This is a genomic window from Thiemannella venezuelensis (genome assembly GCF_014203605.1).
Taxonomy (GTDB): Bacteria; Actinomycetota; Actinomycetes; order Streptosporangiales; family Streptosporangiaceae; genus Planomonospora_A; species Planomonospora_A venezuelensis.
In genome coordinates this window covers 130,497-144,301 of record NZ_JACHJJ010000017.1, presented here as the reverse complement: position 1 = coordinate 144,301, position 13,805 = coordinate 130,497, and the positions used below count along the sequence as shown (strand labels likewise).

The following is a 13,805-nucleotide window of genomic DNA, read 5'->3' as shown; positions in this document are numbered from 1 at the left end:
GGTGTCACTCCCGGCCCGCGTCGAGGACCGGGGCGGGGCCGTTGGCGGCGTTGCCCGGGACCGTCACGACCGCGGCGGCGGGGGTCACTGTGGCGGGGGCCACGGCCGTCGCGGTCACCGTGGACGCCGCCGTGGACGCCGCCGGGGAGGTCCCCGCGGACGTCGCGGTGCCGAGCAGCTCGCGCAGCCGGGCGCCCTCGGGGCCGCCCTCGCCCATCAGCCTGACCAGCAGCGCCGAGAGCGACAGGTCCCGCACGTCGCCGCTGCCCAGCGAGCCGAGGGCCCGGGAGAGGTCGGCGGGCAGGCTCTGCGACCCGTCCAGGTACGGCCCGGCGAGCGTGCGGACCACCCCGGAGCCCTCCACGAAGCCGTCCACGGCCTTGCCCATCGTGACCGCGCCGACCAGCCGGTCGAAGAACACGCTGTCGCCGCCGACGATGTCGATGTTGGCCTTCTCCAGGCCGGCGGCGAGCACCGCGGCCTGCGCCTCGGCGAGCTTGACCTGGGAGGTGACGCCGGCCAGGCGGATCTCCTTCTCGGCGTCCAGCCGCAGGCGGTACTCCTCGTGACCGCGGCTCGCGTCGTCCAGCGCGGCCATCGCCGCGGCCTTCTCGGTGAGGCCCTCGGCCTCGGCCTTCAGCCTCTCTCCGATCAGCGCGGCCTCGGCCAGTGCCTTCTCCCGCTCGCCCTCGGCCTCGGCCTTGAGCCTCTCCCGGATCGCGGTGGCGGCGGCGTGCGCCCTGGCCTGCTCGCCCTCGGCGGCGGCCAGTGCCTTCTCCCGCTCGACCGCGGCCTCGGCCCGGCCGACCTTCTCGATGGCGGCGGCGTTGCGCTCGGCCACCTGCACCTCGGCCAGGCCGGTCGCGGCGGCCTCGGCCTGGATGCCCTCGGCCAGCCGGATCTTGGCGCGGGCGTCGAGCTCGGCGGCCTGCTGGCGCGACTCGGCGAGCACCAGCGCCTCGCGCGCCCTGTGCTTGGAGGCCGCCTCGGCGGCCTCGGCGGCCTTGATGTCCTTGACCAGGTTCTCCTGGGCCTCGGCCTCGGCCTGGATGATCACGGCTTGGCGGGTCCGCTCGGCCTCCTCGACCACCCGCAGGCGCTTGATGTTCTCCTCCTGCTCGGCGACGGTCTTCTCGACCGCGATCCGCTCGCGGACCACTTCGGCGATCGAGCGCTTCTCGCCCTCGACCTCCTTGTCCTTGGAGATGCGCGACAGCTCGGTCTCGCGCTCGCGGGAGATGACCTCCAGCATGCGGTCCTTCTCGATGCGCTCGCTCTCGATGGCGATGACCCGCTCGCGGTTCTTGGCCGCCACGGCGATCTCGCGGGCCTGATTCTCCTGCTGGATGCCGAGCTGCTCCTGGGTGCGCAGGTCGGCGGCCTGCGCCTTGAGCCGCTCCTCGGCCTGGACCCGGGCGATCTCCGCCTCCTCGCGGGCCCGCAGGGTCTCGATCTCGCGCTTCTGCTTGATCTCCGCGTCGACCTGGCGTCGCTGCAGTTCGAGGATCGCCTCGCGGGCGTCCACGTTCTGGCGGGTGATCTCCTTCTCCTCGCGCCGCTGGAAGTCGTTGGTCCGCACGTGCTCGATCGCGGTCAGCTCGGTGATCTTCCGGATGCCCTGGGCGTCGAGGATGTTGTTCTTGTCAAGGGAGAGCAGCGAGGTCTGCTCCAGGTAGTCGATCGCCGCGTCCTCCAGGCTGTAGCCGTTCAGGTCGGTGCCGATGACCTGGATGATCTGGTCGCGGAACCGGTCGCGCTGGGTGTAGAGGTCGACGAAGTCGAGCTGCTTGCCGACGGTCTTCAGCGCCTCGGAGAACTTGGCGTTGAACAGCTCCTGCAGCGTCTCGGAGTCGCTGGCCCGGGCGGTGCCGATGGCCTGGGCGACCTTGACGACGTCCTCGGCGGTCTTGTTGACCCGGACGAAGAAGGTGATCCGGATGTCGGCGCGGATGTTGTCCCGGCAGATCAGCCCCTCGCGGCCGGTCCGCTCGATCTCGATGGTCTTCACCGAGATGTCCATGACCTCCGCCTTGTGCAGCACGGGCAGCACGATCGCTCCGGTGAAGGTGACGTCGACCTTGTTGATCTTGGAGACGATGAGCGCCTTGCCCTGTTCGACCTTGTTGAACAGGCGGCTGACCATGATCGCGAGTGCGACGGCGATGAGCAGGGCGAGCGCGAGCAGGATGCCGAAACCGGTGGAGATGACGTCCATGTGGTCCTTCGCTAGAGAGGACGGTCGGGGTCGAGTTCCGCGTCGTAGGGCGTCACCCAGAAGAATTCGCCGTCGTCGTCGTAGGCGAAGATCAGGGCGGTGCCGCCGGCGAGGAAGGTCTCGTCACCGGTCTGCCGGACTTGGATGAGGGCGGAGGAGCCGTCGGCGGAGGTGGCCTCGGCCTGGCCGAAGGTCCCGGACACCCGGCCGGTGCGGATGACGCACGTGCGGCCCACGAAGTCGGCGCGGGAGGGGACGCGCTCCTTCGGTACGGCGCGGCGCAGCGGCAGCGTCAGCAGGCGGGTACCGAGCCAGGCGCAGGCGAGCGCGGCGACGAGCACGGCGGTCAGGGCGGGGGTCCCGGTGACCAGGGTGGAGCCCGCGAGGCTGGTGAACCACGCGATGACGACCAGCAGCGAGACGGTCACGGTGACGGGTACGCCGCCGAGCCCGAGACCCGCCAGGAGGCCGGCCAGGCCGGTCGCCTCCGCGCCGCCGGCGGCCTCGTCGCCGTCGAGCCCGATCACGCCGGAGAGGGCGAGGATCCAGTAGGCGGCGACCACGACGAGCGGAAAGCTGAACAGGACGGTGGGAAAGGCTGAGGCGACGTCGACGAACCGGCCCATCGGCGTGTGGAATCCCCCTGTGGCGTGGTGAAGCGCGCTCCCCCGAGCGCATGTACCTGGCTTTGTATAGATAAAGCGCGAGTAAAGAAGATAGTTCCCGATATCTAAAGAAACGTTCTTTCGGGGGTGCTTCTACCGGGATCGGCGCAGGCCGGGGGCGCAGGCCGCGCAGGCCGGGAGCGCGGAGCCGTACCGGCCGGGGGGCGGGGCCGGACGGACCGGGGGGATGAAGAGGCCGGGGAGGCCCGCCTCCCCGGCCGTCCGCGGCGTCGCGGACCCTACGTGGCAGTGATCATGTAGGCGAGGCCGATGAGGATGGCGACGGGAATGAGCCACACGACCACTTCGATGGCGAATTCCTTGTACACGGCGTCCCTCCGGAGCGGGGATCGACGAGGAGCACGGACCACCGACGATAGCGGCGTGACCCCGCCGCGGCCAGGATTCGGGCGATCGCGCGCCCCCAGGGGAGAGCGGCCCCCGAGATCGCCTGCAGCGCCCCGGCCCTCGGGCCGGGGAGCGCGTCAGGAGGAGGGGTCGGCCGAGCCGACGACCACGGGGGTGTCCTGGACCGCGCCGGGCTCGTCGACCACGTCGGCCACGACGCAGGTGATGTTGTCCGGGCCGCCGCCCTCGCAGGCGAGCTCGATCAGCCTGCCGGCAGCGGCGCCGAGGTCGTCGACCGTGGCCAGCACGTCGCGGAGCTGCGCGGCCTCGACCACGCCGGACAGGCCGTCGGAGCAGAGCAGGTAGCGGTCGCCCACCTCGGCGTCCCGCAGGGACAGGTCGATCTCGATGTTCTCGCTGCCGTCCAGGACCTGCAGGAGGATCGACCGGTGCGGGTGCCGGGCGGCCTCCTCGGCGGTGATCCGCCCGTCGTCCATCAGGGTCTGGACGAGCGTGTGGTCGTAGGTGATCTGGTAGAGGTCGCCGTTGCGGAGCAGGTAGGCGCGCGAGTCGCCGATGTGGGCCAGCGCGAAGCGCGGGCCGTCCCAGAGCATCAGGGTCAGCGTGGTGCCCATCCCGGTCAGGCTCGGATCCTGCTCGACGAGCTCGCGCAGGCGCTGGTTGGCCCGGCGGACCCCGCCCTCGGCGGCGGCGGCCAGGTCGGCGGGGCACTCGTGGTCCAGGGGGGCCACGGCGGCGACCGCGGCCGAGCTGGCGACCTCCCCGCCCACGTGCCCGCCCATCCCGTCGGCGATGGCGAGCAGCCGGGCGCCGGCGTACGCGGCGTCCTCGTTGCCCTGGCGGACCTTGCCGACATCGGAACCGGCGGCGTAGCGGAGCGTGATCATCCGCACTCCACCGGGGTCCTGCACACCACTGGAACATCGAGTTGCACGAGCGAGTCGCTTTCGGACAGGCGATACGGACACGGTCGAACCGAGATCTTCCAACGATCCACTGTGCGCCGTGGTGGCGCAAGCGGCCTGAGAAAGTGTTGCCACATCAATTGACCGCTCTGTGGCGCGTAAGCTGTTGCGGCATCCCGGACACCGCACGGGCACACCCTATGGCACGGCGAGGAGAGACCGCATGACCGCGATCGCGCAGGAGGCGGCACGGCGCCGCACGTTCGCGGTGATCAGCCACCCCGACGCCGGAAAGTCCACCATGACCGAGGCGCTGGCGCTGCACGCCTCGGCGATCACCGAGGCCGGGGCGGTGCACGGCAAGGCGGGGCGGCGCGGGGTGACCTCCGACTGGATGGACATGGAGAAGGCCCGGGGCATCTCCATCACCTCGGCGGCCCTGCGGTTCGAGTACCGCGGCCACATGTTCAACCTGGTCGACACTCCGGGTCACGCCGACTTCTCCGAGGACACCTACCGGGTGCTGGCCGCCGTCGACTGCGCGGTCATGCTGCTGGACGCGGCCAAGGGCATGGAGCCGCAGACCCTGAAACTGTTCGAAGTCTGCCGGCACCGCCGCATCCCGGTGATCACGTTCGTCAACAAGTGGGACCGGCCCGGCCGCGAGGCGCTGGAGCTGCTGGACGAGATCCAGGAGAAGACCGGCCTGCGGCCCACCCCGATCACCTGGCCGATCGGGACCGGCGGCTTCTTCCACGGGGTGATCGACCGCCTCGCCGACCGGGCCGTGCGCTACACCCGCACCCCGGGCGGCGCCACCAAGGCGCTGGAGACCGAGCTCACCCCCGAGCAGGCCCTCGCCGAGATCGGGGAGGACTGGGAGCGGTCCCGGGACGAGGCCGACCTGCTCTCGGCGATCGGCTCCGACCACGACCAGAAGGCGTTCGAGGCCCACGAGTCGACCCCCGTGCTGTTCGGCGCGGCCCTGTCCAACTTCGGCGTCGGCCGCCTGCTGGACGCGATGGTGGACATCGCGCCCGCGCCCGCGCCCCGCCCCGACGTGAACGACGACCCGCGCCCGCTGGAGGAGCCCTTCTCCGGTCTGGTCTTCAAGGTCCAGGCCAACATGGACCCCTCGCACCGCGACCGGATCGCGTTCGTGCGGGTCTGCTCGGGCCGCTTCGAGCGCGGCATGGTGCTGACCCACGCGTCGACCGGCCGGCCCTTCGCCACGAAGTACGCCCAGTCGGTCTTCGGGCAGGAGCGCGCCACGATCGACGAGGCGTTCCCCGGTGACGTGATCGGCCTGGTCAACGCCACGGCCCTGAGGCCGGGCGACACCCTCTACGACGGCCCCGCGGTCGAGTTCCCGAAGATCCCGAGCTTCGCGCCCGAGCACTTCTGGACCGCACGGGTCCGCGACTCCAGCAGGACCAAGCAGTTCCGCAAGGGCATCGAGCAGATGGAGGGCGAGGGCGTCGTCCAGGTGCTCCGCTCCGACATCCGCGGAGACCAGTCGCCGGTGCTGGCGGCGGTCGGCCCGATGCAGTTCGACGTGGTCAAGCACCGGCTGGCCGGGGAGTTCAACACCGAGATCGTCCTGGACCGCCTCGACTTCAGCCTGGCCCGGCTCACCGACGCCGAGTCGGCGCCGGTCCTGGCCCGCCAGCGCGGCGTCGAGGTCTTCACCCGCACGCTCGACGGGGCGCTGCTGGCGCTGTTCACCGACGAGTGGCGGATGCGCGGGGTGCTGCGCGAGCACCCGGACCTGGTGCTGAACGCGCTGCTCGCCGACACCCGCGGCTGACCGCTCCGCCGCGCCGTACAAACCACGGAAGCAGGGACCGTACGGCGCGGCGCCGGCCCGCCGCGTGGCGTGGGAGCGTTCCCACCAGGTCGCCGAGCATGATGAGATATGTCCCTATGAGCACGATTAAGTGGGGCATCCTGGCGACCGGCGGCATCGCCGCGACCTTCACCGAGGACCTGAAACTGCTTCCGGACGCCGAGGTGGCCGCGGTCGGGTCCCGGTCGGCCGAGGCGGCCGAGGCCTTCGCCGGCCGGTACGGCATCCCCCGGGCACACGGGAGCTGGGCCGAGCTGGCCGCCGACCCGGACGTGGACATCGTCTACGTCGCCAACACCCAGAACGCCCACTACGACGCGGTCAGGCTCTGCCTGGAGGCGGGCAAGGCCGTCCTGTGCGAGAAGGCCTTCACGCTCAACCGGGCCCAGGCCGCCGAGCTGGTGGACCTGGCGAGGGAGCGCGGGCTGTTCCTCATGGAGGCCATGTGGATGCGGTGCAACCCGGCCATCCGGAAGATCGTGGAGCTGGTCGCAGGCGGCGCGCTCGGCCCGGTGAACACCGTCCACGCCGACTTCGGGATCTCCGTCACCGTCGGACCGGGGCACCGGCTCCGCGACCCGGAGCTGGGCGGCGGGGCCCTGCTCGACCTCGGTGTCTACCCGCTCTCCTTCGCCCACATGGTGCTCGGCGCGCCGGAGAAGGTGCAGGCGTGGGCGCGGCTCACCCCCGAGGGCGTGGACGAGAACACCGGCATGCTGCTCGGCCACCCCGGCGGCGCGGTCGCGATGCTCTCCTGCGGGATCACCACGCACAGCCCCGTCACGGCGTCGGTCTCCGGGCCGCTCGGCCGGATCGAGCTGCCGCACCTGTTCTTCCGCCCCGAGACCTTCACCCTGTACCGGACGGAGGGCGAGCCGGAGACCTTCCATGTCCCCTACACGGGCAACGGCATGAACCACGAGGCGGCCGAGGCCATGCGCTGCCTGCGCGAGGGACTGCTGGAGAGCCCGCTCGTGCCCTGGCAGGCCACGCTGGACGTGATGGGCGTCATGGACGAGGTCCGCGCTCGGATCGGGGTCCGCTTCCCCGGCGAATGACCCCCGCCCCGGCGGCCGGGCCTTCCGGCAGGACCGAGGCGGGGAGGGCCGAGGCGGGGAGGGCCGAGGACTCCACGTTCGACGTCCGCCATGACGCAGGCATCGATCACGACCCGTGCGGTGGCAGGATCCGCCCGCGTGAGGTGCGAGAGGGTCAGACCTGCTTCCAGTCGTGGCGGTCGAGGAAGTCGCGCGCGCCGGTGGCGTATTCGGCGAAGGCCCGCTGCACCGCCTCCAGGTCCGGGACGTGGGTGCGGAACATCAGGTTCCGGACGCTGTCCTTGTACTCCAGCTCGTAACCGGTGATCTCCGGGGACGACTGCACGAAGTGCTCGCCGAAGACGACCAGCGCGGTGAAGGGGTTCTGCGGCGCCATCGTGGCGAGGACGTCGTGGACGAGCCGGAGGTCGGGGTCGGCAAGGATCATCCCGTCGCCCGTGTGCATCTGCATCCCGGGGTAGACCCCCAGCGGGGCGAGGTTGTGCACGAGGCGGCGCTGCGGGTCGTAGCAGACCAGCCCGCAGGCCCTGGCGAGCGCGAAGGCCTCGCCCGCCACCTCGTCCGACCGCTCCAGGGCCACGGTGACCAGGGCGTACTCCGGGGAGGGCCGCTCGGCCCCGGCCAGCCGCCCGGCGAACGCGGCCACCCCGGGATGGGCCGCGACGATTCCGGACTCGCCTCGGCGGAGCGCCCGGAAGACGTCCTCCGCGCGCTCCTTGGTGATCGGCTGGGGCTCGTGCCATACGGCCAGTTCGAAACTCACGGCTCCATCGTCCTACAGGGTCCCGCCCGGGCGTACGGCGGCGGCGCCGGCCGGGACCCTCCCCCTCGCGGACCGCGCTGAGCTGCGGGTTCACCGGTCTCCAAGTGGCGGTCAAGTCCGTTGCCGCACACTCTGGCGTGGCTGCTCCAGACAAGGCTGGAGGGATACGGACGAGGTGGGAGAAGTGGGCGGAGATTTGGTGCGGCGAGTGGCCGCGGTGGCGGCGCTGGCCGTGGCGGGGACGGTGGCGTCGCTCGGCGGTGCGGCGGCCGAGACCGATCCCGCGCCCACGGCGACCCTGATCGCGGCGCAGGCGAACCCCGCCGTGCAGCTGATCGAGACGGTCTACTCGGGCCGGGTCACGGCGCCCACCGCCGTTCCGAAGAAGGTGTTCCGGGACCTGTACGAGGAGGGGAAGAAGCAGGCGGCCAAGGGGCGGATCCCCTCCGACGAGCTGAGCATCGCCAAGTGGCTGTACCGCAAGCTCGCCGCGGACCCCGGCAAGTACATCGGCGCGGGCAAGCCGGAGCGCACCGACGACGTGTCGTTCTCCGGGACGTGCACCGGCTGGTGGATCACCCCGGACGGCTACATGGTCACCGCCGGGCACTGCGTGCAGAGCGGCCAGGCCGACCTCCAGGCGGGCTTCGCGGAGTACGGCCTGGCCGAGACCGTCGAGAAGGACGTCAAGGCCGAGCTGAAAGGCCTCATGGGCACGACCGAGCCCGACAAGGAGCTCACCGAGCTGGTGACCAAGGTCTTCACCACCTTCCTCGCCGACAACTTCCAGGTGGCGGACGTGCAGGTGAAGTACCAGGTGGTCCTGCCGCTCCCCGGCGGCGGCATGAACGTCACCTCCACCCGCCTGCCGGTCGAGCTCGTCGGCGCGGAGGGCGTGGGCGGCCCGGGCAAGGACGTCGCCCTGCTGAAGCTCGCAGGCGCCCGGAACCTGCCCACCGTGCCGCTCGGCGTCGACGGCGACGTGCGGGTCGGCAACACGCTCTACGCCGTCGGCTTCCCCGGCACGGTCAACCGCGACACGGGGCTCACCGAGAAGTCCCGGCTGTACCCCGCGATCACCGAGGGCGTCTACAGCGCCCGCCGCGAGACCACCGAGAAGGTCCCCTACATCCAGGCGCAGACCCCCATCTACGGCGGCAACTCCGGCGGCCCGGTGTTCGACGCCGAGGGCAAGGTGATCGCGCTCGTCTCCGCCACCTACCTCAACGAGAGCGGGACCGACCGGCAGGAGAACCAGAGCGTGTTCTTCCCGGTCGGCCAGATCAGCGAGTTCCTCGCGGCCAAGGGGGTCACCCCCCAGGAGTCGCCGGCCACCCGGGCCTACAACACCGCGCTGGCCGACTTCTTCGCCGACCGGCACAGCGCCGCGCTGGTCGGTTTCCAGGAGACGCTCAACCTCTACCCGCTGCACCCGTACGCCGCCGGCTACATCGCCGAGGCCAAGGAGGCCATCGCCGCCGGCCGGGACAGGTCCCCCGCCTCGGTGAAGCAGGACGCGACCGCGACCGGGGCCCCGGCGAACGCGACCCCGGCCCCCGGGACCGCCGGAGCCGCCCAGTCGCCGTCGCCCCGGTCGTCGGCCGGGTCCTCGGCTCAGCCCGACGCCTCCCTCGACGCCGAGCCGGTCGCCTCCGAGAGCCTGCTGCGCGACCCGATGGTGATCACCGCCACCTCCGCCGGCATCCTGGCCGCGGGACTGCTGGCCGGTGCCCTGCTCATGGCCCGCCGCCGCCGGATCAACCGCGCCCTCGCCGCCCCGGCTCCCGCCTTCCCCGCGGCCCCGCCCGGGCCCGGCCAGGCCGGCCCCGTCCCCCCGGCGCCCCCGGCCCCCTCCCAGGTCCCGCCGGCCCCGTACCCGTACGGCACGCCCGTGCCGCCGCCGAGCACGCCGTACGGCAACGCCCCGGTCCCGCCGCAGGGCGGAAACTGGAACCCGCCCGGCCGGAGCTGAGCCCCGGAGAGCCGCCCGCCGTCGTGCGGTCCGCCGCCGCGGCGAAGCCGCGGTGAAAGAGCCCGGGTCAACCGTTGCGGTCGGCCTGGGCTCCGGCGTCAGCGGCGCGGATGAGGGTGCACCCCAGCCACCCCGCGCTCGTGGTCGTCGACGTGATCCGCGACGAGAAGGCGTGGGCGAACGACCCCCGCCGCTGAGCAGAGGGCGGGGACAGGACCGGGCAAGGCGGGTGGGCGGCTACCATCGGCGCAGTTCGGGAGTGAGGGACGGGGATGGACTTTCGGGTGCTGGGGCCGGTGGGCGTGGCTGCCGACGACGGGGCGCCGCTGGACATCGGCCCCTACCAGCAGCGGGCGGTGCTGGCCCTGTGCATGCTCGCCGCGCCCCGCCCCGTCTCGCCGAACCGGATGATCGACGTGCTCTGGGAGGACGCGCCTCCGCCCGGCGCGTCCAACACCGTCCAGGCCTACATCTCCAAGCTCCGCCGGGTCTTCGAACCGGGCAGGAGCCGGAACACGCCCCCGTCGATCCTGGTCAGCAGGCCCGGCGGGTACGCCCTCGACATCCCTGAGACGGCGCTCGACCTGGCCCGGGCGCGCGGGCACGCGGCCGAGGGCAGGCGCAGGGCCGCCGCCGGGGACCACGAGGGAGCGGGGGAGGAGTTCCGGCTCGCGCTCGGCGAGTGGCGCGGGGAGCCGCTGGCCGACTTCGCGGGCGCGTCCTGGGCCGAGGAGGAGATCGCCCACCTGGCCGAGCTCCGGCTCACGCTGGAGGAGGACCTCGCCGAGGCCGACCTCGCGCTCGGGCGCGGCGCCGCGCTCACCGGAAGGCTGGGCCGGCTGGTCGCCGCCCACCCGTTCCGGGAACGGCTCCGCGCGCTCGCCGCGCACGCGCTCTACCAGGCCGGACGGCAGGCCGACGCGCTGGGGGTGCTCGCCGAGGGGCGCAGGCTGCTGGTGGAGGACCTCGGGCTCGACCCCGACCTCCGGTCGCGGGAGATGGAACGGCGCATCCTCGAACAGGACCCCGCCCTCACGCCCCGGACCCCGGCCGGGGAGCGGGACTCCCGGCTGGTCGGCAGGCAGGCCGAGGAGCAGGCGCTCCGCGAGGCGGTCGCGGCGGACGGCCACCGGGTGGTGCTGCTGGCCGGGGAGCCCGGCATCGGCAAGACGAGCCTGGCCGAGCAGGCGGCCGAGTACGCCGGGGCCCGGGGGCACCGGGTGGTCTGGGGCCGGTGCTGGGACGGGACGGGCGCGCCGCCGTTCTGGCCGTGGACGCAGGCCGCGGCCGACCTGGCGGGCACCGGCGGCGGGCTGGGAGCGCTCGCCGGGAGCGGCCGGTTCCAGCTCTACGAGGCGTTCGCCGCCCTGCTGAACGAGCACGGCCGGGTCCTGGTCGTGCTCGACGACCTCCAGTGGGCCGACGCCTCCTCGCTGCGGCTGCTGGAGTTCCTCGCCACGACCCGGCTCTGCCCCGGGCTGACCGTGGTCGCCACCTACCGCGACACCGACGTACGGCCCGGCGGCGCGCTGGAGCACTCCCTCGGCGCGCTGGTACGGCTCCCGCACGTGCGCCGTCTCCTCCTGCGCGGCCTGGGCGAGGGCGAGATCCGGGAGTACCTCGGGCGGGCCGGGGGCGACCCCGGCCGGGCGGCCGAGATGGCCAGGCTGACCGCGGGCAACCCGTTCTTCCTCGGCGAGGTCCTGCAACTGGGCGAGACCCCCGGGGCGCTCTCGGACGTCGTGCGCGGCCGGCTGACCGGCCTGCCGCCGGAGACCGAGGAGGTGCTGACCGTCGCGGCCCTGCTCGGCAGGGACGCGCCGACCGACATCCTGCTCCGCGTGGTGGAGGCGCCCGAGGAGAAGGTGCTCGACGTCCTCGACGCCGCGGTCCGGGCCCGGCTGCTGGCCGAGGGCGACGGGCTGTCCAGCCGGTTCGTCCACGACATCGTCCGCGACGCGCTGCGCGAGGCGCTGCCGCCGCTGCGCCGGCGGCGCCTGCACGCCCGGATCGCCGAGGTGCTCGCCGAGCGGAGCGGCACCCGGCTCACCGAGATCGCCCACCACTACCGTGAGGGCATCCTGAGCGCGTCCATGACGGGCAAGGCCATCGGCTACACCCGCCGCGCCGCGGCCCAGGCGACGGCCCAGTTCGCCCACGAGGCCGCGGTGGAGCACCTGGAGCGGGCGATCGAGCTGATCGACCGGCTGCCCAGGTCCGACGACGCGCTCCGCTGCGACCTCCTGCTCGACCTGGCCGAGGCGCAGGCGGCGGCGGGCATGAGCGGCGCCGCGCACGCCTCGCTGGAGGGCGCCGCGGAGATCGCCGAGGGGCTCGGCGACGACAACCGGCTGGCCCGGGCGGCGCTGGGCCTGTCCGACCAGATCTACCTGGCCATGTACGAGGAGGTGACCGAGGTCGAGCGGCTCGCCGAGCGCATCGACCGGGCGCTCGCCTCGGACCTGGCGGAGGACTCGCCCTGGCGGGCCCGGCTCATGGCCGCCTCGGCGTTCATCGGCTCCACCGGGCGGCCCGTGGAGCGGAGCCGGGAACTGGCGGCGGAGGCGGTGCGGCTGGCCCGCCGCACCGGGGACGACCCGGCCCTGTCCCGGACGCTGATCGTGCAGGAGCTGCTGCTGCGCACCGGTCACGACCACGACCTCAGGCGGGAGGCCGTCGCCGGGATCATCGAGATCGGGACGCGCACCGGAGACCTGGTGACCGAGTGGGTCGGGCGGGAGGCCGAGCACGTCGAGCTGACCGCCCGGGGCGTGACCGGAGGGGCGGAGCGGACGCTGGCCTGGCTGCGGCAGACCGCGGAGCGGCTCAGGCTCCCCTCGATGATCAGCCTGGCCGCCTGGCAGACCGCGGTCCACGCCTACCTGGGCGGGCGGTCCGACGACGCCCTCGCGGCGGCGGAGGAGTCCGGCGCGGTCTACCCGGAGGGGGCGCTGGGCCGCGGCGACGCGCACCTGCGCCGCGAGACGTTCCGCTTCCTGGCGCTGCGGGCCGAGGGGCGCCCGGCCGAGGCGCTGGCCCTGGCCGAGGAGATCCTCGCCCTGCGCCCCGGCCAGCGGCCCTGGCGGATCCTGCGCTGCCTTGCGCTGACCGACCTCGGCCGGTCCGAGGAGGCGCGGTCCGTGTTCGCGGCGTTCGCCCGCGACGGCTTCGCGGCGGCCCTGCCCGACCTGAGCTACCGGTTCGTCGCCGACGCCCTGAGCGAGGCCTGCGCCCGGCTCGGGGACGAGGCCGCCGGCCGGGTCCTCTACCGCCGTCTGGTCCCGCACGCCGGGCGCCTGCTGGGCTGGTCCGCGGCCGACCTGTGCCTGGCGCGGCTGGCCCTGCTGCTCGGCGACCGGGAGCGGGCCGGGGAGCACCTGCGGGCGGCCGAGGCGTTCGTCCACCGCGCCGGGCTGCGGGTCCACGAGCCGGTCCTGGGCGAACTGGAGCGGGAGCTCGCGGGCTGATCCGCCGGCCGCGGCAGGGCCGGCGGGGGCGGGTTTGGGGCGGGGCGGTCCGGTCAAGGGAAGGCCATGGCCGTGAACCGCATCCTCACCAACATCCTGTCCGACCGGCTCCCCGAGACCAGGGACTTCTTCACCGGCCTCCTGGGCCTCCAGGCCGACTTCGAGGAGGACTGGTACGTCCACCTGTCCGCGCCGGGCGACCCCGCCCTCGAGGTCGCCGTCTGGCGCCGCGACCACGGGTTGATCCCGGAGGCCTACCGCGAGGCGCCCCGCGGCACGATCCTGACCTTCGTCGTGGACGACGTGGACGCCGTCCACGAGCGCGCCGTGACGATGGGCGCCACGGTCGTCTCCCCGCCCCGCGACCGGTTCTACGGGCAGCGGAGCTGCCTGGTCCTCGATCCGAACGGCCTGCTCGTGGACGTCTCCACCCCGGTTCCCTGAACGCGGTCCCGGGGTTCCGGCGACGGCGGCGGACATCCCGGGAGGGTCCCGCGCGCCCGGGCCGCGAAAGCAGGCATGGCCCGGAGATCAGTGGGCATATC

10 protein-coding genes are annotated in these 13,805 nt (G+C 73.3%); 6 read left to right on the top strand and 4 right to left on the bottom strand.

All coding sequences use genetic code 11. The features are described 5' to 3' along the window. Positions 1-4 precede the first annotated feature (4 nt). The 3 genes from FHS22_RS23810 to FHS22_RS23800 all read right to left on the bottom strand — a co-directional run bounded on the left by FHS22_RS23810 (position 5) and on the right by FHS22_RS23800 (position 4,136). Complete coding sequence (locus FHS22_RS23810) at positions 5-2,215, bottom strand: flotillin family protein (protein ID WP_260408209.1); 2,211 nt, start codon at positions 2,213-2,215, stop codon at positions 5-7. Between the two features lie 11 nt (positions 2,216-2,226). After that, entirely contained in the window at positions 2,227-2,841 is a 615-nt protein-coding gene (locus FHS22_RS23805; protein WP_184944995.1) for a hypothetical protein, read from the bottom strand. A 524-nt stretch (positions 2,842-3,365) separates the two neighbouring features. Then, positions 3,366-4,136, bottom strand: a complete 771-nt coding sequence (locus FHS22_RS23800) for a PP2C family protein-serine/threonine phosphatase (RefSeq protein ID WP_184944993.1) — start codon at positions 4,134-4,136, stop codon at positions 3,366-3,368. Between the two features lie 241 nt (positions 4,137-4,377). Here FHS22_RS23800 and FHS22_RS23795 point away from each other — a divergent pair, with 241 nt between their 5' ends. Beyond that, positions 4,378-5,961, top strand: coding sequence for a peptide chain release factor 3 (locus FHS22_RS23795; RefSeq protein WP_184944991.1), 1,584 nt, complete (start codon positions 4,378-4,380; stop codon positions 5,959-5,961). Positions 5,962-6,077: 116 nt separating this feature from the next. Continuing rightward, positions 6,078-7,058, top strand: coding sequence for a Gfo/Idh/MocA family protein (locus tag FHS22_RS23790; protein WP_260408208.1), 981 nt, complete (start codon positions 6,078-6,080; stop codon positions 7,056-7,058). 154 nt (positions 7,059-7,212) lie between these two features. On the opposite strand, the gene FHS22_RS23785 is transcribed toward FHS22_RS23790, so the two are convergent. After that, positions 7,213-7,821: a hypothetical protein gene (locus FHS22_RS23785; RefSeq protein WP_184944987.1), complete on the bottom strand. Its 609-nt coding sequence runs from the start codon at positions 7,819-7,821 to the stop codon at positions 7,213-7,215. A 199-nt stretch (positions 7,822-8,020) separates the two neighbouring features. Here FHS22_RS23785 and FHS22_RS23780 point away from each other — a divergent pair, with 199 nt between their 5' ends. From FHS22_RS23780 to FHS22_RS23770, 4 genes are all read left to right on the top strand, one after another. Then, entirely contained in the window at positions 8,021-9,793 is a 1,773-nt protein-coding gene (locus tag FHS22_RS23780; RefSeq protein ID WP_184944985.1) for a trypsin-like peptidase domain-containing protein, read from the top strand. Between the two features lie 74 nt (positions 9,794-9,867). Beyond that, a complete protein-coding gene (locus tag FHS22_RS38305; protein WP_260408207.1) occupies positions 9,868-9,990 on the top strand; it encodes a hypothetical protein in 123 nt (40 codons plus the stop codon). 75 nt (positions 9,991-10,065) lie between these two features. Continuing rightward, positions 10,066-13,260, top strand: coding sequence for an ATP-binding protein (locus FHS22_RS23775; RefSeq protein WP_184944983.1), 3,195 nt, complete (start codon positions 10,066-10,068; stop codon positions 13,258-13,260). Between the two features lie 66 nt (positions 13,261-13,326). After that, positions 13,327-13,704 carry a VOC family protein gene (locus FHS22_RS23770; RefSeq protein ID WP_184944981.1) on the top strand — a complete coding sequence of 126 codons (378 nt, stop codon included), beginning with the start codon at positions 13,327-13,329 and terminating at the stop codon, positions 13,702-13,704. Positions 13,705-13,805: the final 101 nt, after the last annotated feature.

Bases quoted from the DNA above. Each gene is read 5' to 3' on its own strand.
- FHS22_RS23810 (WP_260408209.1), bottom strand. From the start codon at position 2,215: ATGGACGTCATCTCCACCGGTTTCGGCATCCTGCTCGCGCTCGCCCTG.
- FHS22_RS23805 (WP_184944995.1), bottom strand. From the start codon at position 2,841: ATGGGCCGGTTCGTCGACGTCGCCTCAGCCTTTCCCACCGTCCTGTTC.
- FHS22_RS23800 (WP_184944993.1), bottom strand. From the start codon at position 4,136: ATGATCACGCTCCGCTACGCCGCCGGTTCCGATGTCGGCAAGGTCCGC.
- FHS22_RS23795 (WP_184944991.1), top strand. From the start codon at position 4,378: ATGACCGCGATCGCGCAGGAGGCGGCACGGCGCCGCACGTTCGCGGTG.
- FHS22_RS23790 (WP_260408208.1), top strand. From the start codon at position 6,078: ATGAGCACGATTAAGTGGGGCATCCTGGCGACCGGCGGCATCGCCGCG.
- FHS22_RS23775 (WP_184944983.1), top strand. From the start codon at position 10,066: ATGGACTTTCGGGTGCTGGGGCCGGTGGGCGTGGCTGCCGACGACGGG.
- FHS22_RS23770 (WP_184944981.1), top strand. From the start codon at position 13,327: ATGGCCGTGAACCGCATCCTCACCAACATCCTGTCCGACCGGCTCCCC.